Annotated in this window: 20 protein-coding genes and 2 pseudogenes; 10 read left to right on the top strand and 12 right to left on the bottom strand. The window is 47.9% G+C overall.

Features of this window, described 5'->3' with window-relative positions:
* Position 1 precedes the first annotated feature (1 nt).
* The 10 genes and pseudogenes from HZB31_06450 (at position 2) to HZB31_06495 (ending at position 11009) form a co-directional block, all read left to right on the top strand.
* The gene (locus HZB31_06450) at positions 2-988 is read left to right on the top strand and encodes a precorrin-8X methylmutase (GenBank protein ID MBI5847579.1); all 987 of its coding nucleotides are present in this window, start codon (positions 2-4) and stop codon (positions 986-988) included.
* Positions 988-2066: pseudogene (locus HZB31_06455) on the top strand (energy-coupling factor ABC transporter permease). Before HZB31_06450 ends, HZB31_06455 begins: the two are co-directional and overlap by 1 nt.
* Positions 2050-2805, top strand: coding sequence for a cobalt ECF transporter T component CbiQ (cbiQ, locus tag HZB31_06460; protein ID MBI5847580.1), 756 nt, complete (start codon positions 2050-2052; stop codon positions 2803-2805). Before HZB31_06455 ends, cbiQ begins: the two are co-directional and overlap by 17 nt.
* Complete coding sequence (locus HZB31_06465) at positions 2790-3644, top strand: ATP-binding cassette domain-containing protein (protein ID MBI5847581.1); 855 nt, start codon at positions 2790-2792, stop codon at positions 3642-3644. Before cbiQ ends, HZB31_06465 begins: the two co-directional genes overlap by 16 nt.
* A gap of 2 nt (positions 3645-3646) precedes the next feature.
* Positions 3647-5164: a cobalamin biosynthesis protein CbiD gene (cbiD, locus tag HZB31_06470; GenBank protein MBI5847582.1), complete on the top strand. Its 1518-nt coding sequence runs from the start codon at positions 3647-3649 to the stop codon at positions 5162-5164.
* Entirely contained in the window at positions 5157-6413 is a 1257-nt protein-coding gene (gene cbiE / locus HZB31_06475) for a precorrin-6y C5,15-methyltransferase (decarboxylating) subunit CbiE (GenBank protein ID MBI5847583.1), read from the top strand. The genes cbiD and cbiE overlap by 8 nt, the downstream gene beginning before the upstream one ends.
* Positions 6414-7142 (top strand): precorrin-2 C(20)-methyltransferase, encoded by a 729-nt coding sequence (cobI, locus tag HZB31_06480; GenBank protein MBI5847584.1) that lies wholly within the window; start codon positions 6414-6416, stop codon positions 7140-7142.
* Positions 7126-7926, top strand: coding sequence for a precorrin-4 C(11)-methyltransferase (gene cobM / locus HZB31_06485; GenBank protein MBI5847585.1), 801 nt, complete (start codon positions 7126-7128; stop codon positions 7924-7926). Before cobI ends, cobM begins: the two co-directional genes overlap by 17 nt.
* Positions 7910-9694: a precorrin-3B C(17)-methyltransferase gene (cobJ, locus tag HZB31_06490; GenBank protein MBI5847586.1), complete on the top strand. Its 1785-nt coding sequence runs from the start codon at positions 7910-7912 to the stop codon at positions 9692-9694. Before cobM ends, cobJ begins: the two co-directional genes overlap by 17 nt.
* A 7-nt stretch (positions 9695-9701) precedes the next feature.
* Positions 9702-11009: a hypothetical protein gene (locus tag HZB31_06495; GenBank protein MBI5847587.1), complete on the top strand. Its 1308-nt coding sequence runs from the start codon at positions 9702-9704 to the stop codon at positions 11007-11009.
* A gap of 5 nt (positions 11010-11014) precedes the next feature.
* On the opposite strand, the gene HZB31_06500 is transcribed toward HZB31_06495, so the two are convergent.
* From HZB31_06500 to HZB31_06555, 12 genes and pseudogenes are all read right to left on the bottom strand, one after another.
* Positions 11015-11260, bottom strand: a complete 246-nt coding sequence (locus HZB31_06500; protein MBI5847588.1) for a sulfurtransferase TusA family protein — start codon at positions 11258-11260, stop codon at positions 11015-11017.
* 17 nt (positions 11261-11277) lie between these two features.
* Positions 11278-11691: a DsrE family protein gene (locus tag HZB31_06505; GenBank protein MBI5847589.1), complete on the bottom strand. Its 414-nt coding sequence runs from the start codon at positions 11689-11691 to the stop codon at positions 11278-11280.
* 1 nt (position 11692) lies between these two features.
* Positions 11693-12055, bottom strand: coding sequence for a DsrE family protein (locus HZB31_06510; GenBank protein ID MBI5847590.1), 363 nt, complete (start codon positions 12053-12055; stop codon positions 11693-11695).
* 9 nt (positions 12056-12064) lie between these two features.
* Complete coding sequence (locus HZB31_06515; protein ID MBI5847591.1) at positions 12065-12361, bottom strand: hypothetical protein; 297 nt, start codon at positions 12359-12361, stop codon at positions 12065-12067.
* A gap of 152 nt (positions 12362-12513) precedes the next feature.
* The gene (locus HZB31_06520; GenBank protein ID MBI5847592.1) at positions 12514-12699 is read right to left on the bottom strand and encodes a 4Fe-4S binding protein; all 186 of its coding nucleotides are present in this window, start codon (positions 12697-12699) and stop codon (positions 12514-12516) included.
* A gap of 70 nt (positions 12700-12769) precedes the next feature.
* Positions 12770-13936 (bottom strand): polysulfide reductase NrfD, encoded by a 1167-nt coding sequence (gene nrfD, locus HZB31_06525; protein MBI5847593.1) that lies wholly within the window; start codon positions 13934-13936, stop codon positions 12770-12772.
* Positions 13929-14738, bottom strand: a complete 810-nt coding sequence (locus HZB31_06530; GenBank protein ID MBI5847594.1) for a 4Fe-4S dicluster domain-containing protein — start codon at positions 14736-14738, stop codon at positions 13929-13931. The genes nrfD and HZB31_06530 overlap by 8 nt, the downstream gene beginning before the upstream one ends.
* Complete coding sequence (gene dsrJ, locus HZB31_06535) at positions 14735-15136, bottom strand: sulfate reduction electron transfer complex DsrMKJOP subunit DsrJ (protein ID MBI5847595.1); 402 nt, start codon at positions 15134-15136, stop codon at positions 14735-14737. The genes HZB31_06530 and dsrJ overlap by 4 nt, the downstream gene beginning before the upstream one ends.
* Complete coding sequence (locus HZB31_06540) at positions 15136-16749, bottom strand: (Fe-S)-binding protein (GenBank protein MBI5847596.1); 1614 nt, start codon at positions 16747-16749, stop codon at positions 15136-15138. The genes dsrJ and HZB31_06540 overlap by 1 nt, the downstream gene beginning before the upstream one ends.
* Positions 16750-16751: 2 nt before the next feature.
* A pseudogene (gene dsrM / locus HZB31_06545) lies at positions 16752-17744 on the bottom strand (sulfate reduction electron transfer complex DsrMKJOP subunit DsrM).
* Complete coding sequence (locus HZB31_06550) at positions 17741-18304, bottom strand: RsbRD N-terminal domain-containing protein (protein MBI5847597.1); 564 nt, start codon at positions 18302-18304, stop codon at positions 17741-17743. Before HZB31_06550 ends, dsrM begins: the two are co-directional and overlap by 4 nt.
* A 150-nt stretch (positions 18305-18454) precedes the next feature.
* The gene (locus tag HZB31_06555; GenBank protein MBI5847598.1) at positions 18455-18790 is read right to left on the bottom strand and encodes a TusE/DsrC/DsvC family sulfur relay protein; all 336 of its coding nucleotides are present in this window, start codon (positions 18788-18790) and stop codon (positions 18455-18457) included.
* Positions 18791-18948 lie beyond the last annotated feature (158 nt).

Genomic DNA, 18948 nt, shown 5'->3' on the forward strand with positions numbered 1-18948 from the left:
GATGGAACATATCATACTTATCGGACACGGAAGCCCAAAAAAAGAGGCAAACAACATAGATATTGTCGGCAGGCTGCTGCATAACACGATCCACCCTGATTGTTCATCCACGTGCGTGCGGTCAGCATATCTCGAATTTGGAAAGCCCGACATCATGACTGCAATCCGGCAGAGCGTTGAGGATGGAGCAACAAGGATCATAGCCCATCCCTACTTTCTGAGTTCAGGCATGCATGTTACAAAGGACATCCCCGGAATAATTGACGAAGCGCGCAGCAGGTTCCCTGATCTGGACCTGGTCTATACGGAGCCTCTTGGGGTACATGACAAACTTGTAGAGATTGTCATGGAGCGCATACAAAGCGCAAAGTTCGCAGTTCCTCTGGATATTGAAAAGAGGAGTTTCGAGATAATTTCTGAAGAAACTGACCTGAGCGGTCTTCCCGCAGAGCAGGTGCCGATAATAAAGAGAGTGATACATTCAACTGCTGATTTTGAATTTAAAAATACACTTACGTTCCACCCGGAAGCAATAAAGGCCGGCATAGAGGCGATCAGGGCAGGCAGGAATATCCTGACCGATATCGAGATGGTGAAGGCCGGGATCAATAAGAAACTGATGAGTAAGTGGGGCGGGAAAGTGATCTGTAGTATTGCGGATGAAGAGGTTGCAAGGATATCTGAGGAGACCGGAAAGACCCGCTCGGAAATTGCTATGGAAAAGGGGCTGGCTGAGAATATCGGAATTATTGCCATCGGAAATGCTCCGACCGCATTATTGAAGATCATTGAACTGTTTAATTCCCCCCTTGCCCCTCGCCCCCTGCCTCTTGTTGTTGGGGTGCCTGTTGGCTTTGTAAAGGCCCTTGAGTCAAAGGCGCTCCTTGCAACCCAGCAGTTTCCATTCATAACGAATTTAAGCAGAAAGGGCGGCACGCCGGTTGCGGTCGCAATCGTAAATGCATTATTGAAGATGGCGGAAGAATAATGAATAACAGATTTGCGGTTTTGCTCTTCACGCTTTTCCCTTTACTGCTGGCTGCCTCTTCCGCTCATGCCATGCATATCTCAGAGGGCATACTGCCTTTTAACTGGGCATTACTCTGGTCGCTTGTCGCAGTTCCGTTTGTGGCATGGGGGCTTTATAAACTCAAAAAAGAGTCATCTATTGACCTGTCATTCAAACCGCTTGTAGGTCTGATGGCTGCGGTTGTATTTATCATCTCCTGCCTGCCGATTCCGGTTCCGACAGCCGGGACATGTTCCCATCCTTGCGGCACAGGCATCGCAGGCATACTTGTCGGTCCAGCGATCAGCATATTGATTACCGCTGTCGCCCTCCTGATACAGGCCCTTTTCCTTGCGCACGGAGGATTGAGTACGTGGGGTGCGGATATTGTCTCAATGGGGGTGATGGGCTCTTGTACCGGTTTTTTGACATTCAAGCTCTTGCGCACAATAAAAATTAATATTGCCGTCTCCGGTTTTATTGCCGGTCTTCTTGCTGACTGGGTAACGTACATGACAACTGCAGCCGAGCTTGCATCAGGCATCAGGGGAGAGGACGCCTTTATGCCCCTCTTCCTGAAAATCCTGATCGCCTTTATCCCGACACAGCTTCCTCTTGGAATACTTGAAGGTGCAATGACAGCCGGCATGGTTGTGCTTCTCTATAAGAAGAGGCCTGATTTGCTGGTAAAGATGCGAGTCCTGAAGCCTGAAGAGGTGACAGGATGAGAGTTCAAGGTTCAAAGTTCAAAGTTCTATGCTTCATGGGAGTTCTGCTGCTCGTCACCCTTTATTCCTCACTCGTTATGGCCGCTGAAAAATGGTCAGGCGTGGACGAATCGGTCATAGAAAAATATGCAAAGGACCATGGCAGGGAAGCAAGGGAGCCGTTGATCAATACGGATCAGGGGGACCTGTTGCTGTTTGTATTTCTTCTTGCAGGCACTGTCGGCGGTTTTGCTGCAGGGTATTACTGGAGAACGTTACTGGATCAAAAGAAGATGAGCAATGGGTCTAACGATAAGGAGAAAAAAGAGAGTAATGCAACTCTTCTCTGAAGGCATCCAAACAGAACATGGTCTTTCAGGCATTGATGCCAGGGTGAAGCTTGTCTTCGCCCTGATTCTGCTCGGACTGGTCCTCAGCTATAAGGGTTTTATCTTCCCGGTTATTGTTCTGTCGGGTTGTCTGGCCGGTTGCATGCATATCAGGGTACCTCTTAAAATATTTCTGCTGAGGTTTTCAGAGCCCCTGTTCATCATCATAATGCTGGTGCTGCTGAAGTTCTTCTTCTCAGGCAGTGACGTCATGTTTTTGATAAAGGTTTCAGGCATCTCTATAACCGGGCATGCAGACGGATTAAAGGAGGGACTGACGATCGCCTGCAGAATTCTTGGTGCTGTGTCCGTACTCGCGCTGCTCGGTTTCTCTACACCGTTTACTGCGCTCATGTCTGCACTTTCATGGTTGAGAGTGCCGAAGGGTTTCGTAGAGATCCTGATGTTTGCATACCGCTATATATTCGTAATCTTCGAGGATGCCCAGGTTATCTATAATGCACAGCGAAACCGGCTTGGATATGCCGGGCTGAGGCGGGGGCTTGGATCTTTTGGTACTCTGGCCGGTTCGCTTGTTCTGAAGGCCTTTGACCGGAGTCATGCCATAACTGTCTCGATGATTCAGCGCGGATATGACGGGGATATGCCGATGCTGAAGCATAAACCTTTCAGGGCATGGGAAGTCTCAGGAGCAGTAGTGATTGTATCGCTCATGGGAGTGGCATGGAAACTTCTGTAAGGCTGGACCTCAATATCAGGTCCTTTAAATATCCGGATAATACGGTTGCCCTGTCTGACATACAGATCAGCATAAAGAGTGGGGAATTTACCGGGCTGTTAGGCTCTAACGGTTCCGGCAAGACTACTCTGCTGAAAGTCATGGACGGTCTGCTGAAGGATTTCGATGGCAGTGTTCTGCTTGACGGCACTGAGATCAGGAGGCTTTCGCCAAAGGAAATATATCGGAAGATCGGTCTTATTTTTCAGAATCCTGATGAGCAGCTCTTTGCACCCACAGTATTTGAGGATGTTGCATTCGGCCCCCTGAATATGGGCTTTTCAGAGGATGAGACTTCCGAGCGTGTTTTAGGAGCTTTACGCGATGTTGATATGGAACACTATGCGCAGAAGTCGATCCATAATCTCAGCTTTGGACAGAAAAAGAGGATATGTATTGCAGGTCTTCTTGCAATGGGACATGAGATACTCCTGATGGACGAACCGACAGCAGGGCTTGATCCGATGGGAGAGTACAGGATGATGAAGCTTCTTACCGAACTGAACAGGAAGAAGGGGGTTACGATCGTGATGGCAACGCACAGCGTTGACCTTGTCCCTGTCTTTCTTGACAGGCTGTACATTTTGAGCAAAGGGAAAATTGTACGCGGCGGGTCCCCAGAGGAGGTTTTTACGGCACCCAAGGATATGGAGCAGGTCAAACTCAGGCTGCCTCATATTGCAGAGATGATTTATAAGCTAAAACATGAGGACAAGATCGGGTTTGGAAAGATACCTCTTACTGTTGGTGAGGCAAGAAGGGCAATATTGAAGATAATGGAAGATGTGAAGGTAGGCTGAATATGCGCAGGGGATATATCCAGGTATATACAGGAAACGGCAAAGGCAAAACAACTGCGGCCCTGGGGCTTTCTCTGCGGGCTGCAGGAGCAGGATTGAGAGTATTTGTTATGCAGTTCATCAAAAAAAGCAGGTGCAGCGAACATAAGGCGCTTGAGCGTTTTAACGATCTTATCACCATAAAGCAGTCAGGTAAGGGTTTTATCCTGAATAGGAAAGCGAACGCATCTGACATTGATGCAGCCAGACACGGGCTTGACGAGGCAAAGATGATCATGCAGTCGCGCGATTATGATCTGATTATTTTGGATGAAGCAAATGTTGCGGTCAGCCGGGGCCTTATCAGTGCCGAGGATCTGATTGAAGTTATGGATATGAAGCCTGTGAATGTCGAGCTGGTAATAACCGGCAGATATGCGGATGAGAAGATCATCGCAAAGGCCGACCTTGTTACCGAAATGAAAACGGAAGTTGAAATTCCTTTTCCTGATGGAAGCAGGCATGCGTTCAGCGTTCAGCGTTCAGCGTTCAGTGTTCAGGACGGGAAGCGGATTGCTGAGGCATCAGTAATCAAAGATGCAGGAGACGACCCTGATATTACCAACGGGGCAGAGATAGTGGCGGAAGTGAGATTGATGACCCTCACCCACCCCTCTCCGCACTCAGGCGGATTCGCCGAGGAGAAAAGGGGAGAGGGTGAACAACTTTCCTCTGTTATCCTCAAAGGCGGAAGAGGTGTTGGAACCGTAACGAAGCCAGGACTTGCTGTCCCTGTCGGAGAACCTGCCATAAATCCTGTGCCGCGAAGAATGATCAGGGAAGCCGTAGGAGAGGCTCTTGATAAATATCTATTGCCTGACGGTCAGGCAATAGAGGTTACTATCACTGTTCCAGACGGAGAGGAACTGGCAACAAAGACGCTCAATATGAGGCTTGGCATTATCGGAGGCATTTCGATTCTTGGAACTTCAGGTATTGTGAGGCCTCTTTCCGCAGAGGCCTGGACAGCAAGCATTACGGCAGCTATGGATGTCGCAAAGGCAATGAAATGTGAAGAAGTGGTGCTCTCTGCCGGAAGGGTATCGGAGAAAGCGCATATGAAAAGATACGGCCTGCCGGTTGAGTCATATGTGATGATGGGAGACTATGTTGAGTTTTCCCTCATCGATGCAAAAAAGCACGATTTCAGGAAGATTCATATAAGCGCTCATTGGGCAAAAATGCTGAAGATTGCCATGGGCATTCCGCAGACGCATGTGAGACATGGCGCAATTGATCTTGGGCAGGCTGTTCTTTTTTTGAATAAACTGATCCCCGGACTTTTAGATCCGACTTACGATTTCAATACTGCACGTGAAATCTATGATCTCATTAACTTAAAACGTGGAGCCCGGAGCCCGGAACTTTTTCTAAGGGTCTGCGCAAAAGCAAAGGAATATGCCGAAAAGATTGCTGCGGGCATTCCGGTTATCGCGCATCTTGTATCATACGAAGGGGGGATAATTGCAGAGAGTGAATAAGGTATATGTCATCGGAATAGGCTACCGGCCACTAAATGCAAGGGCAAGGGAATTAATTTTGACCGCAGGGATTATACTTGCATCGAAGAGACTCTATGAGGTTTTTCAAAAATACGCGGAGTTTGATGCAGTCAAGGACAATATAAGGGTGATCAACAAGGTTGATGAAACTATTTCATTTCTTCACTCATCACTCATCACCCATCTCTCATCACAGCCTCTCGTCCTGCTTGCATCAGGCGATCCGAACTTCTTCGGCATCGGAAGGAAGGTCCTTGAAGAATTCGGTCATGATAAGGTCGAGATACTGCCTGATCTTTCGAGTATTCAACTTGCCTTTGCCCGGATCAAGGAGCCATGGGACAATGCGTTTTTGATCAGCCTGCACGGCGGCCCTGATCCGGAGAAAAGAAGAAGACTGCCTTTTGAACTAATAGATCTGCCAATGCTGGTTAAGAAACATCAGAAGCTTGCGATACTTACTGACAGGGAAAATAATCCTTCATTGATTGCCAGGTGTCTTATTGCGGATCACGCAGTTACTATATATGTCTGTGAAAGATTGGGATATCCTGATGAAAAGGTCAGCAGCGGAACGCCTGAAGTGATTGCAGAAATGTCTTTCAGCGAACCAAATGTTGTAGTAGTCATAAAAGAGCCTGAACTGGCAGAAACATCGTGCCCGCCCTTCGGACTGAAGGAAAATGATATCGTTCATTCAAGGGGCCTCATAACAAAGGATGAGGTCAGGGCTGTATCGATCCACAAGTTACGGCTTCCGCAAAAGGGCGTATTCTGGGACATAGGTGCAGGATCAGGATCAGTCTCGATCGAGATCGCAAGGCTCTATCCTGAATTATCGATTTATTCAATTGAGAAAGACGTGGAGCAGATCGGAAATATCAGGGAGAATGTTGCGCGTTTTAAAGTATCCAATATTGAGATCATATCGGGTCAGGCCCCGGATGTATTACGTGAGCTGCCTGCCCCTGACCGGGTATTCATCGGCGGCAGCAGCGGACATATGAGTGATATAGCGGACCTGCTCAACAAAACCATGACAAAGGGCGTAATCGTGATAAATGCCACTACCATCGAAACCCTTGGCGAAGCAATGAAAACCCTTGCCACCAATGGTTTTGAATCTGATGTTTCAGAGATATCTGTATCCCGCTCCAAAAAAGCCGGCAGCAAACAACATATGAGCGCACTGAATCCTGTCTTTATAGTCAAAGGAGAAAAAAAGTAGATGCCTGGAAAACTTACTGTGATAGGTGTAGGCCCCGGAGATCCTGAACTTCTGACCTTAAAGGGGCTGAGGATACTGAAGGCTGCCAGCTGTATTTTTGTGCCAAAGGGACGTGAGGAGGGAAGCAGTCTGGCATTGTCAATAGTCAGCAATCTGTTGGACCTTTCCGGCAAGGAGATTGTCGAGGCCTATTTCCCGATGCAGAAGACGAGGGGTTCTGCAGAGCCGGGTGATCTTGATGCCCAGTGGCAAAAGACTGTTGATAACGTAACGAGCAGACTCGACAGCAATATCGATGTTGTTTTTATCACCATCGGCGATCCTACCGTTTACAGCACCTTTTACTATCTGCATGAAAGACTGCTCAACCTGAACCCTGATATCAAAATTGAGATTGTCCCTGGTGTCTCGTCCATTATGGCCTCAGCTGCGCGGGCTGGTATCTATCTTGGGATTGCTGATGAACGGATTGCGGTGCTGCCTGCAAATTATATGTCAGACCTCAGTGATACGCTTCTGAAGTTCGACACGGTTGTGCTTATGAAGGTGAACAAGGTTTTTAATCAGATCAGGCAAAAACTTGATGAAATGCAGCTGACAGACAAGGCCGCCTATATCGTGCGGACAGGAATGGAAGACGAAAAGATATTCCGTAGCCTGAAAGACGTAACAGATATTGACCTCAACTATTTTTCGATGGTGATCGTAAAAAATGAAAAAAACAAATAACAAATCTGATCTATCTTCCTCTATTAATCATCCGCAGGTTTACTTTGTGGGAGCTGGCCCTGGAGACCCCGAACTTCTGACAGTTAAGGGGCAGAAACTCCTCAGAAAGGCGGATGTTGTGATCTATGCCGGAAGCCTCGTGAATCCCGCGCTTTTGAAAAATCTGAAGGCCAAGATCTATGATTCTGCCTCAATGGATCTCGATAAAATCATCGGCGTTATCAGAAAAGCGGTTAAGCAGGGCAAACGTGTGGTTAGACTGCATACCGGCGACACCTCATTTTACAGCGCTATAACTGAGCAGATAGAGCATCTGCAGGAATCTGGCATCAGCTTCGAAGTTGTGCCCGGTGTATCTTCTGCACTCGCTGGTTCTGCGGCGATCGGGCAGGAACTCACCATACCGGAGATCAGCCAGACCGTTATATTTACGAGACTTGAGGGCAGGACACCTGTACCAAAAAAGGAACAGCTCTCCGGACTTGCAAAGCATCAGGCAACCCTTGTTATTTTTCTGAGTGTTGGCATGATTACGAAGGTAGTCTCTGAATTGCTGGAAGGTTATCCAAAAAACACCCCGGTAGTAGTTATCGAAAAGGCCTCATGGCCCCAGCAGAAGATTGTCAGGGGCACGCTGAAGACCATTGCAGGACTTGTCGAGGAGGCAGGCATCAAAAAGACGGCATTGATATATGTCGGGAAGGCGCTTTTCGCCTCTGAGCGGGCAATGGGAAAAGAGTCGAAGCTCTATCATAAGGATTTCAGACATGAGTTCAGGAAGTAGGAAAAACGCTGAAGCAGGCAATGTCGCGATCTTTTATATAACTGACAGCGGCAGACGACTTGCAGAAAAGCTCGCAGGTCATTACCCGTTAGCAGATATCAGAAAATATAGTTCAAGGTTTTCATCTCAATTCTGGAGGAAGAACAGTACGCTTGTTTTTATTATGGCAACAGGCATTGTAATAAGGACAATTGCTCCTTATATGAAGGATAAGAAGACTGATCCTGCTGTCGTTGTTATGGATGAAAAGGGACAGTATGTAATAAGTCTGTTGTCCGGCCATCTTGGTGGAGCTAATGAAAAGGCAAAAGAGATAGCAGCTTTCCTCGGAGGTGAGGCAGTCATTACAACAGCATCTGATCTGAATAATCTTCCCTCATTAGATCTCTGGGCCGAGGCTAATGATTTTGCGATCGAAAACTGGGACATGCTTTCGAAGGCTGCAACGAAGCTGCTGAATAAGGGGAGTATTTCGGTTTTTTCTGAGGCAGAAGTTGATCTGCCGCAGGCATTTTTACATACAGAAGATCCAGCGGCTGCTGATATGATTATCTCTCATGTTTTGTTTGCGGCAGACAGAAAGAGGCAGGCGCTCTATGTAAGGCCAAAGGATCTTGTTGTCGGTATTGGATGCAACAGCGGCACCTCAGCACTGGAGATTGAATCTGCGGTCAGAAAAGCGCTTGCTGAACATACCCTGAGCTTTTTTTCTCTTCATTCAATTGCCACGATCGATATAAAAAAGAATGAACCGGGGTTGATCTTATTTGCGGAGAAGTACAGACTTGATCTTCGCATTTTTAGTGCTGATGCTTTGAATGCTGTTAAAGACATCGCTTTTTCACCTGCTGCAAAAAAAGCTACGGGCGCACAGGCTGTTGCTGAGCCTTCTGCTTTCCTTGCAGCCGGAGGAGGCCAATTGCTTATTCATAAACAGAAGATCGGTAATGTTACTGTGGCTGTCGCAAAGAAAATGTCAGGAAGGAATAAAATGAAATTCGGCAAGATATTTATTGTTGGTACCGGTCCAGGCAGTATTGATCACATAACTCCTTATGCACAGAACGCGATTAAGAATTCTGATGCAATTGTGGGCTACGGGACATACCTTGATCTTATTCAGGATCTGATAAGCGAGAAAAAGGTCGTAGCTACCGGCATGACTCAGGAGATTGACCGCTGCAGGAAAGCTATAGAACTTACTGCTGAGGGGAAGACGGTTGCGGTTATCAGCGGAGGTGACCCCGGAATATATGCAATGGCAGGCCTTGTGCTTGAGCTCCTGAAGAACCGGAGTTCGGAATCCGGAACCCGGAACCCGGAAATTGAGGTGATCCCCGGCATATCTGCGCTTAATGCCTGTGCATCGCGTCTTGGTGCTCCACTGATGCATGACTTTGCCTCAATAAGCCTTTCTGACAGGCTGACTTTATGGGAGACTATAGAGAGGAGACTTGACGCCGCTGCAATGGCTGATTTCGTGATTGCACTCTATAATCCAAAGAGCAAAGGGCGGACTGAGCATATCAGCAGGGCACACCAGATCATCATGCATCATCGTCACCCTGCGACTCCTGTTGGTATTGTAAAGGCAGCAATGAGGGATAATGAGTCGGTAGTCATTACTGATCTTGAACATATGCTTGAGCATGACATCGATATGCAGACTACGGTAATTATTGGAAACTCAAAGACACTGACATGGAATAATCTGATGATTACGCCGCGAGGATATGAGAAGAAAAACCAGTTTCGAACCAATGAGTAGACACAAATTGCAACAAAGCAGCGCAGCGCTTTTATGGGACGATTCTTTTCTCTGGGGAGTTATGGCACTGAAGTCCCTGCGAAAAGCCGGCCTTGCTTTTGACCTTATTCGGGCTGATGAAATTAAGGAAGGTTATCTTGGCAGGTATTCTCTGCTTTTTGTTCCTGGCGGATGGTCATCAAACAAATTGAAGGCATTGGGAGAGACAGGTATTGAGGCAGTTAAGAGTTTTGTTCATGACGGAGGGAGTTATCTCGGCTTCTGCGGTGGAGCAGGGCTGGCAACGCTTGATGGTATCGGCCTTCTTAAGATCAGACGAAAACCTACAAGGGATCGAATCCCAAGCTTTAGCGGAAGAATTAGGTTGAATGCCTCTGATCACCCTGTTTTTCAGCATATCGATTCACCCATATTTCATGCCTGGTGGCCTCCACAGTTCACCATTGAAGACAATTCTATAAACGTCATCGCCTCATATATGGCACCGATGCCTGATGCATTCAGCTCTGACCTCAATATTGGCGATGTGGAAAGCAGAGGAAACTGGGCAGAGCTTGAGCAGATTTATCAGATCAACCTCGACCCTAAACGGCTTCTTGACGATCCAGTGGTAGTCGAAGGGAAATATGGCAGCGGAAGAGTTTTACTCTCTCTTGTTCATTTCGATACTTTGGATGATAAAAACGGCATACAGGTAATGAAAAATCTATGGGAATATATAGGAGGACAGAAGCAGGGGCATTCCTCTTCTTTTAGGCAGGAGAGCATTGCTCATGCAATTGATGGCGCGTCTTCATTACCCGTAATTACTGTCCTTGAATCAGCAGTATCCGACATTATCGATCTCGGGATAAGAAATTTCCTCTGGTTTTGGCGAAACCCAATGCTTCTTCAGTGGCGAAGAGGGGTCAGGGGTCTTGAATACTGCACGCTTTATATCATGATTCAGGGAATTGCTCAAAGACTTAATAATCGTCCGGCCAAAATGAACAGACTTATAGAAAACGACCTAACTGCTATCAGCAGACGGCTTGTATATTTTTCGGAAAGGGCAAAAAGATTACTGGTCCTTGAAAGGCTTGCGTTGCAGAGCAACCATATCACCTATGAACGGTGCGACAATCGTGCTATACAGAAAATCAGGGAAGAACTCTTCTCTTCATCAAAAAGCCACGGAGGACTGTTTAAGGGGATAATTGACGACATTGATGTCCTCCTCTATATGCTGATCAAAGAAGAGCAGGATAATTGCTTGTCACTCTATGCAACAAAAAAAAGGCCCCTGGGTTTTCAGGGGCCTTCCAATAAAACTTAATCAGCTTAGGGCTTCTGGATATAAATATCCCAGCTTTCACCCTGCTTTACTACCTCACAGGGCATCCCCTTGCTCTCTGCAAACCTCGGAAGCGAGTCCTCAGCCGATGCTGGTGCATCGCAGAGGATCTTGATGATACCGCCGCTCGGAAGCTTTTCAATCGCTTTTTTGGTCAGCACAAGAGGGTACGGGCATACTCTGCCCAGCACATCGAGTACCTGTGTCGGTGTCTGTGATTTTAAATCTGCCATTTTTCTTCCTCCTTAATTTAGCAGAAGAGGAGATGATCAGCCGTCTCCATCTCCTTCTGTATTTCACTATAGGATACGATGTTCGCTTTCATATCACCGCCGAGATCATCGGCATCCATAATCAGGTTTTCCCCGGTAAGGCCGAACTTATCAAGATCTTCCTTGCAGATAAGGACCCTCAGATCGAGAAGAAGGGTATTCTTCGCATGACCTTCGTTTGTCGTGATGCCGTAATGCTTGCCGGCCTGCTGGTTCTTCATAATGTTGAATACGCCGTCTCCGACATAGGAAATAGAAGCCTCGACAAGGTCTCCGTCATTAAGGTAGATCTCGACCGTCTGACTTGAAATTGCATGGGTCAGAGCAAGCCTTGATGCCTCTGTTTTATAAGGAAGTGAACGGACAACAAATGCAAGTTTCTTGGTCGCCATATTAATCTCCTCCTATATGCAGGACTCTATCTGCTTCAAAGGTGCTCGCAAGATACCAGTCCATGCTTTTGCGCTGAAAACCGTCGGGGCAGTCTTCCTTATGGTAGCCCCTTGCCTCTGCGCAGGCCTCACATGCTGTAATATTGAAATTGCCGGTTGCTAACATTTCCTGAAGGGTCTTTGAGAGAAATGAATAATCTTTAAAGGCCTTCTGTCCTTTTTTCGCAAGCATGGTAGCATTGCCGGACATCCAGAAATCGACTTTATGCCCTTTTTTCAAAGCAGCATCAGCAAGCTTTACCGAAAAATCAAGTGACATTGAGCCTACAAGTGATGAAAATGTACCTATTGTTAATTTACCCATAGTACCCTCCTATAACCAGATTACTTTTTCGTAATCGTTAAATATAAGATCAACCACATCGCCGTAGTTGACAGCCTTTACGCGGCTATCGAGCTTGTCAGCCGTAAAGCCTCTGCTCTCGAAGTCCTCGGTCAAGGCATAGAAGTCAGCCTTCTTGTCAAGGATGGCACAAGCCTTGCCACCTTCTTTTGCTGCAGCATGATACACACCATTGCCGACAAGAATAATGCCGAGTTTTTCAGCACTGAGCCTGTCCACGATATCAGATCCGGTCCGGTAGTCGCTCATAAGGACAGCTAATTTCATTCAGGATACCTCCTTAAATAGGGTTGTGAAAAGTTCTGTTTTATACCAGTTACCAGCAAATTGCGTCAAGACAAAACCTGCATAATACTGTTTTCGTTCGCTTCCCGTCACCCCGTGATTCTGGGCGTGTCCGGCAGCGAAAAAGAAATTCGTTACATCTCGGTAAGAGTTACTGCTCCTGACGGGCAGACACTCGTGCAGGTCTGACAACCTTCACAATCATCTGCGCGCGTTGCAACAGACTTGCCATCAACCATGTCAAACACACTGACAGGACAGTTGTTTACACACTCCTCGCAGCCAGTACAAGTATCGGCATTCACAGTTAAAAGATACATGCTATTTCCTCCTTTTTTAATTAAATGTTGCTATTCGTATGCAATGGCAATTAATAAATTCACCTTGCTGTCAGTGCTCAACTGCACCATTTTCTTCCCTGACTCCCACGGCTACCTTATAGAGCAGCGTAAGAACGAGCAGTCCAACAGCATAAACACCAAAGGTGATCGCAAGCTCAGGCATGGTCGGCGCATATTCCGTCACCCGCTCAAATGGGTTCGGCACAAACCCGCCGATGACAAGGCCCATACCCTTGTCAATCCATGCTGCAATAATAACCCCCACGAGCGCGACCTTCAGCGTCCCCTCGTTCTGGCGGGTGGACGGGTTTACCAGAAGTGCTATGCTGGCAAAGGCAAGCACTGCAGCAGTCCACATCCAGGGCACAAGCTTGGTATGCCCGTCAAGTCCGGCAAAGAGATAAACAAGCGGATGCGCATGACCGGGGATACCGCTATAGAATGCTGTAAACACTTCAAGAAGAAAGAAAAAGACGTTCGCGCACATCGCATACGTGACGATCTTGGCCAGTGATTGGATGGCCTCCTGCCCAGGATCAAACTTGCTGAACTTCCTCACCAAAAGAGCAAGAAGCACTAAAATTGCAGGACCGCCTGCAAAAGCTGAGGCAAGGAACCTGGCTGCCATAATAGCGGTAAGCCAGAGATGCCTGCCGGGAAGTCCTGCATAGAGGAATGCCGTTACCGTATGAATACTGACTGCCCAGGGAATCGAAAGGTAGATCAGCGGCTTGACCCACTGGGGCGGCGCCACCTGCTTCTGATCAGCCGCAAGCGTTGTCCAGCCAATGATGATATTCAGGAAAAGGTACCCGTTCAGCACAAGCGCATCCCAGAACATAACCGAATTCAGCGTTGGATGCAGGACAACATTCAAGACCCGCATCGGCTGGCCCATGTCAACGAGGATGAAGAGCATGCACATCGAGACAGCAGAGACAGCAAGAAATTCACCGAGGATAACGATCTTGCCGAACTTCTTGAAATTATGCAGATAGTAAGGGATAACGAGCATAACTGCTGATGCCGCCACGCCAACGAGGAACGTAAACTGGGCTATATAGAATCCCCAGGAAACATCCCTGCTCAGTCCGGTAATCCCCAGACCTTCATTGAGCTGCTTCATATAGGCGATAAAACCGACACCTATCACTGCAAGCAGAAAAAATATCCATGCCCAGTATCTGTTACTGCCGCTAAGGGCCCTTTCAAACATGCTCGCCACCTCCAATTACGTAGTAGATACTCGGCTGTGTCCCGAGTTCAGGCTTACGCCTGATCGTATACTTCTCGGCGATAACCTTTCTGACCTCTGATTTCGGGTCTTCCAGATCGCCAAATACGATTGCGCCATTGGACGCCTCGGCACATGCCGGCTGCTTGCCGATTGCGAGTCTTTCATAGCAGGCAGTACATTTTTCTACAACACCGATCATACGGGTCGGGAATTCTTTATTCTCTACCTTAATGGCATTATCTTTCCGCGGATCAACATAGTTAAAACTTCTTGCGCCAAACGGGCAGGCTGCCATGCAGAACCTGCAGCCAATGCATCGATGCATGTCCTGCATCACAATACCGTCGCTCTTGCGCTTGAATGTTGCCTGGGTCGGACAGACCCTGACGCAGGCAGGGTTCGCACAGTGGTTGCAGAAGAGCAGAAAATTCTTCTCCTGCAGCTCTTTGTTCATGATCTTATCTTCAGTCAGTGTAGGGAACGTATGCTCATAATCATCTTTCCATATCCATTTGATCTCATGCTTCGGATTGTTGAGTGTCGGAACATTATGGATGTTATGGCATGCGTCAATACACTTTTGGTAATCCTCATCTGTTTTGAGTCTGCTGACATCAACCACAAATCCCCACCGTTTTGCTTTAAGGGCTTTAGGATCAGGAGATGTCTGTGACGCCTCAAGTCCGCCCCTTCCGAGGCTTGTAATGGCCGTAGCGCTGCCGACACCAAGGATAGTGGAAACGCTTGCTAATTTCAGAAATTGTCTTCTGTTTAAACTCATGACTTTTCCTCCTTCGGGGCGATATGGCAGCTCCAGCAATAGGGTTTCACAGCCATGTAGTTATGACACTTGTCACAGAACTCCTTCTTGTTTGAATGACATTTCATACAGGTATTTTGGAGACTGATAACGTAATTGCCGCCGTTAGACCTGCTGGTGTATATCCGGTTGCCGTTTCTGACGACCTCGTCCCGCCAGGTGTTCAGAAGCTGCATATGCTCTGCCCTCATGAACTCCTTGCTCTCCACGCACTGCTTCACCGGCATGGCATTGATCTCCGGCGTGTTGAGGCTCGGTTCGATCTTCGCATTTGCCTTCCCAAGGTTCAGCAGGAACGGTAATGCAGCCAGGATAAAGAAGACTGCAAGCCCTGCCATGATCTTTCCGGAATTATACATTATTCGTTACCTCCCTTCCCGGGGAGCGGTTCGCCGCGAAGGTTCGTCTCCCTTTCCTTCTCTCCTGTCATAATCAGGGCGTTCGCCACCAGTTCATGCACCCCGGCAACACGCGTTCCCGGCACCCAGTAGTCCATGGAAGCAGAGAGCGTTGCCCTGTCAATAGCGCAGACATTTGCAAGCGTGTTCACCCCGTGTTTGTCTACAACATGTTTTACGGCATTCGCCCTTGGCAGGCCGCCGCGCATCCTGAGCTCCATATTCTCGCTGGCATTCAGGCCTGTTCCGCTGCCGCAGCAGAACGTCCGTTCCCTGATTGTATTTTCAGGCATCTCATGGAATTTATTGCATACGTTATTAATGATATAGCGCGGCTCTTCGAGAAGCCCCATGCCCCTGGCAGTATTGCAGGAGTCATGGTACGTTACGATAAGATCATCGTTTCTGGTCGGATCAAGCTTCAGCTTCCCGTTCTTGATCAGGTCAGCCGTAAACTCGGTGATATGGATCATCTTGGTCGACGCAGCATTATCGAAGACCGTTCCGGTGATCGGGGATTTCGGCACTTCCATGAAATCAGCCGGGCCGTTCCAGGTATCCATATATTGGTTCAGAACCCTCCACATATGGCCGCATTCTCCGCCAATGATATATTTTACGCCGAGTCTTTTCGCCTCAGCGTAGATCTTGGAATTCAGCCTCTTGGCCATTTCGTTTGACGTGAATAAGCCAAAGTTGCCGCCTTCTGACGCATAGGTTGACCAGGTGTAATCAAGCCCCAGTTCATGGAAGAGCATCATGTACCCCATACAGGTGAATGTTCCCGGGTCTGCGAAGAGGTCGCCTGACGGCGTTACGAAGAGGATCTCTGCACCCTTCCGGTTGAATGATGGGTTAATCCTGATACCGGTTATGGTTTCGATATCGTCAACCATGCCTTCAACACTGTTCATGATGGCATGCGGCTCAAGGCCGAGGTGGTTTCCCTTCATGTAGCAGTTTGCTACCGGCCCCGATATCCAGTCAGTGTTCAGGCCGAGGAGATTCGTGAACTCCCTTGCCATCATCGTTATCTCTGCCGTGTCTATGCCGTAGGGGCAGAAGACCGAACACCTCCTGCACTCTGTGCACTGATAAAAATAATACCACCACTCCTTCAGTACGGCCGTGTCGAGCTCGCGGGCACCGGCAAGCTTACCGAGATATTTGCCTGAGTTCGTAAAATACTTTCTGTAAACAGATCTCATGAGCTCGGCTCTGAGCACAGGCATGTTCTTGGGATCGCCGCCGCCGATGAAGAAGTGGCATTTGTCCGCGCACGCCCCGCATCGGACGCATATATCCATGAATATCTTGAAGGAGCGGTATTTGGAAAGCCTGTCTGCCATTGCCTCTAGGACCGTTCCTTCCCAGTCCTGCGGCAGTTTCCAGTTCTCTTCAACCGGAGACCAGTCGCGGGCATTCGGGAATTCTACCGTAGCGAGGTTTTTCCCCTTGGCTCCCCAGCAGAAGTTGCCCTGTTTGAATTCAACCGTTTTATCCATCCAGTTTTCAGACTGGGGCGGGTTATAATCTATCTTCATGAGTTCTTCTGGTGTTGGAAGTTTTGCCATGATTACTCCTTTTCGACCGGTAGCCCGGCCTTCTTCATCTTCTCCCTGAAGTCATCCTCATATTCCTCATATGTGTGGACATGCACAGGATAGTTCCAGGGGTTGATATGCCGCACAATTCTGCTATCGTTCGCCATATTCCTTGTTGGGCTTAGGAATACTCCTCCCATATGCATCAGTTTGCTGAAAGGAAAATACATGAGCAGCGTACAGATCAGAAAAAGATGCACGTAGAATATCGCGCCTATGCCCTGCGGTATAATCGGGCTCAGACTGACCAGGCCCATAGCAAACTGTTTTACCGCGACAATATGCACTTTAAACATATATCTCATAAGAATGCCGGAAAGCGCAATGCCGAGGATCAGGAAGAGCGGGAAAAAGTCGGCAGCAAGAGAGATATACCTGATCTGCGGCAGATAGAGCCTCCTGAAAAGGAGAAACGTAACAGCACCCAGGATTACGGCATCGGTCATATAGAAAAGCGGCGCCCCTACCTGGAAAAAACTGTCCACTCCCTCCATCATGCTGAGAACCAAGGGCACATCCTGAAAAAAGAAACGGAAGTGCCTTGCAAAGATAAAGAGAAATGTCCAATGAAAGGCCAGGCCTGCGAGCCAGAGCAATTTCTCAGACCCGTAAACGATCTTGACATCCTTCATCTATGTCTTCAGGTTTCTGAAGAGGGAGCGGAAGACCAGCACTTCAAGAAGCATCCTGCCGACAACCTGCAGTGTCGTGACAGGATTCTCGAGTTTGTCATGTTTGATCCACGGAAGCGTCTTTTGCTGCCCGCAGGTAGTAGGAATGCAGAATGGCACGGGGGACTTCGCCCACTGCAGAACGCGGTACATGAACCCAAAAATAAAGACCGCAACAGCTGCATAGGGAACTATGACCCCGAAGAAGAATTCCACCTGATGTGCCACTGTCACCCCGACCAATGCAAGCAGCGCGAGTACCACAACTGCAATGAAGGGCAATACGACTTTCATGTGTTTACCTCTTTCTTTGGTATTGAAATGAACATGGTTTCTTGTTTCGCTCCCTCGACCTCTGTGACCAGATTCGCCTGCTGGAGGAGCCTGTAGGTCATGTTCCTCATCTCGTTCGCCTTAATATCGTAGAGCTTTTCGCGGCACTGCATGAAGATATCAAAGGCGATGAGGACAAGGGAATCGATCTGTGATTCGAGGGCAGCGAGTTCCTCGGCAAGTTCTGACGTAAGGGGTATATCACTGATCCCCTCCCTGATAATGCTCTTGAGAAAAAAGATGAATGCTACTGCCTGGGCAGCAGTAAATTCCTGGATTGCCCTTACTCTGATCATAGCATCAAGAAACCCAGAGACCTTTTCGATCTCGCCGCCATGGACAAGCTCCTGAAAAATACCCCCTATCCCCTCATGAATGGTCTGACCAACCGGATTAGCAAATCTGTCCTTCTGGTTCTTGAGGAACTTGGCAGTCTCAGGAGGATAGGTGTCGAGAATGCGGTCGAACCATGAGGCAAGAATAACGTCTTTTTTTTCTGCTAGGATATGCTTCAGGCTCATCTGGTGCAAAATTCTCCTCTGATTTTTGTAGATAGAGAACTCGTGTCTTTCTGAAGTGATACACTCTTGGCCCATGCAGCAGAAAAAACAATACCCCAATGAATACTCAATGGGGTACTATTTTTGTCAGCCGCCTCTGCAGCCAAAGGGCTATACGCAGCCTGTAGGCTTTGGAAGCCCTGCATACTTACATGCCTGCTTTGCAGGACCGCCCGGATAGAGCTCGTACAGATACTTGGTGTTGCCTTTTTCAGGCCCCATCGCTTTTCCGATCTCCTTGACCAGGATCTTGATCATCGGGGCAATCTGGTACTGTTTGTAGTAGTCACGCAGGAAGTTGATAACTTCCCAGTGTGCAGGAGTGAGAGTAACTCCGTCCTGGCTAGCAAGAACGTCTGCAAGCTCCTTTGTCCAATCATCAAGGTTCAGAAGATATCCATCATCATCTACCTCGATTGACTTTCCCTGAAAATCCATTGTTGCCATGCTTTCTTCCCCCTTTTACTTAGGTTCAAAATACATTCGAAGGGATTACTCCCTACATCATGAATGCTTGATTAATAAACAGGCTCTGTTATGAGCTATAAACAGTAATACAGAAACCGGCCCCCGGTCAAATAAAAAAATCTTATCAACAGATGATT

Source organism: Nitrospirota bacterium (genome assembly GCA_016235245.1).
In the GTDB taxonomy this organism is placed as follows: Bacteria; Nitrospirota; Thermodesulfovibrionia; order Thermodesulfovibrionales; family UBA6898; genus UBA6898.

Coding starts and splice junctions, on each gene's coding strand:
- HZB31_06540 (MBI5847596.1), bottom strand. CDS start 16,749: ATGGCAAAACTTCCAACACCAGAAGAACTCATGAAGATAGATTATAAC.
- cbiQ (MBI5847580.1), top strand. CDS start 2,050: ATGCAACTCTTCTCTGAAGGCATCCAAACAGAACATGGTCTTTCAGGC.
- HZB31_06510 (MBI5847590.1), bottom strand. CDS start 12,055: ATGGGTAAATTAACAATAGGTACATTTTCATCACTTGTAGGCTCAATG.
- cbiD (MBI5847582.1), top strand. CDS start 3,647: ATGCGCAGGGGATATATCCAGGTATATACAGGAAACGGCAAAGGCAAA.
- nrfD (MBI5847593.1), bottom strand. CDS start 13,936: ATGTTTGAAAGGGCCCTTAGCGGCAGTAACAGATACTGGGCATGGATA.
- HZB31_06505 (MBI5847589.1), bottom strand. CDS start 11,691: ATGGCGACCAAGAAACTTGCATTTGTTGTCCGTTCACTTCCTTATAAA.
- HZB31_06500 (MBI5847588.1), bottom strand. CDS start 11,260: ATGGCAGATTTAAAATCACAGACACCGACACAGGTACTCGATGTGCTG.
- cobJ (MBI5847586.1), top strand. CDS start 7,910: ATGAGTTCAGGAAGTAGGAAAAACGCTGAAGCAGGCAATGTCGCGATC.
- HZB31_06465 (MBI5847581.1), top strand. CDS start 2,790: ATGGAAACTTCTGTAAGGCTGGACCTCAATATCAGGTCCTTTAAATAT.
- cobI (MBI5847584.1), top strand. CDS start 6,414: ATGCCTGGAAAACTTACTGTGATAGGTGTAGGCCCCGGAGATCCTGAA.
- HZB31_06450 (MBI5847579.1), top strand. CDS start 2: ATGGAACATATCATACTTATCGGACACGGAAGCCCAAAAAAAGAGGCA.
- HZB31_06530 (MBI5847594.1), bottom strand. CDS start 14,738: ATGAGTTTAAACAGAAGACAATTTCTGAAATTAGCAAGCGTTTCCACT.
- HZB31_06550 (MBI5847597.1), bottom strand. CDS start 18,304: ATGAGCCTGAAGCATATCCTAGCAGAAAAAAAAGACGTTATTCTTGCC.
- HZB31_06515 (MBI5847591.1), bottom strand. CDS start 12,361: ATGAAATTAGCTGTCCTTATGAGCGACTACCGGACCGGATCTGATATC.
- dsrJ (MBI5847595.1), bottom strand. CDS start 15,136: ATGTATAATTCCGGAAAGATCATGGCAGGGCTTGCAGTCTTCTTTATC.
- cobM (MBI5847585.1), top strand. CDS start 7,126: ATGAAAAAAACAAATAACAAATCTGATCTATCTTCCTCTATTAATCAT.
- HZB31_06520 (MBI5847592.1), bottom strand. CDS start 12,699: ATGTATCTTTTAACTGTGAATGCCGATACTTGTACTGGCTGCGAGGAG.
- HZB31_06555 (MBI5847598.1), bottom strand. CDS start 18,790: ATGGCAACAATGGATTTTCAGGGAAAGTCAATCGAGGTAGATGATGAT.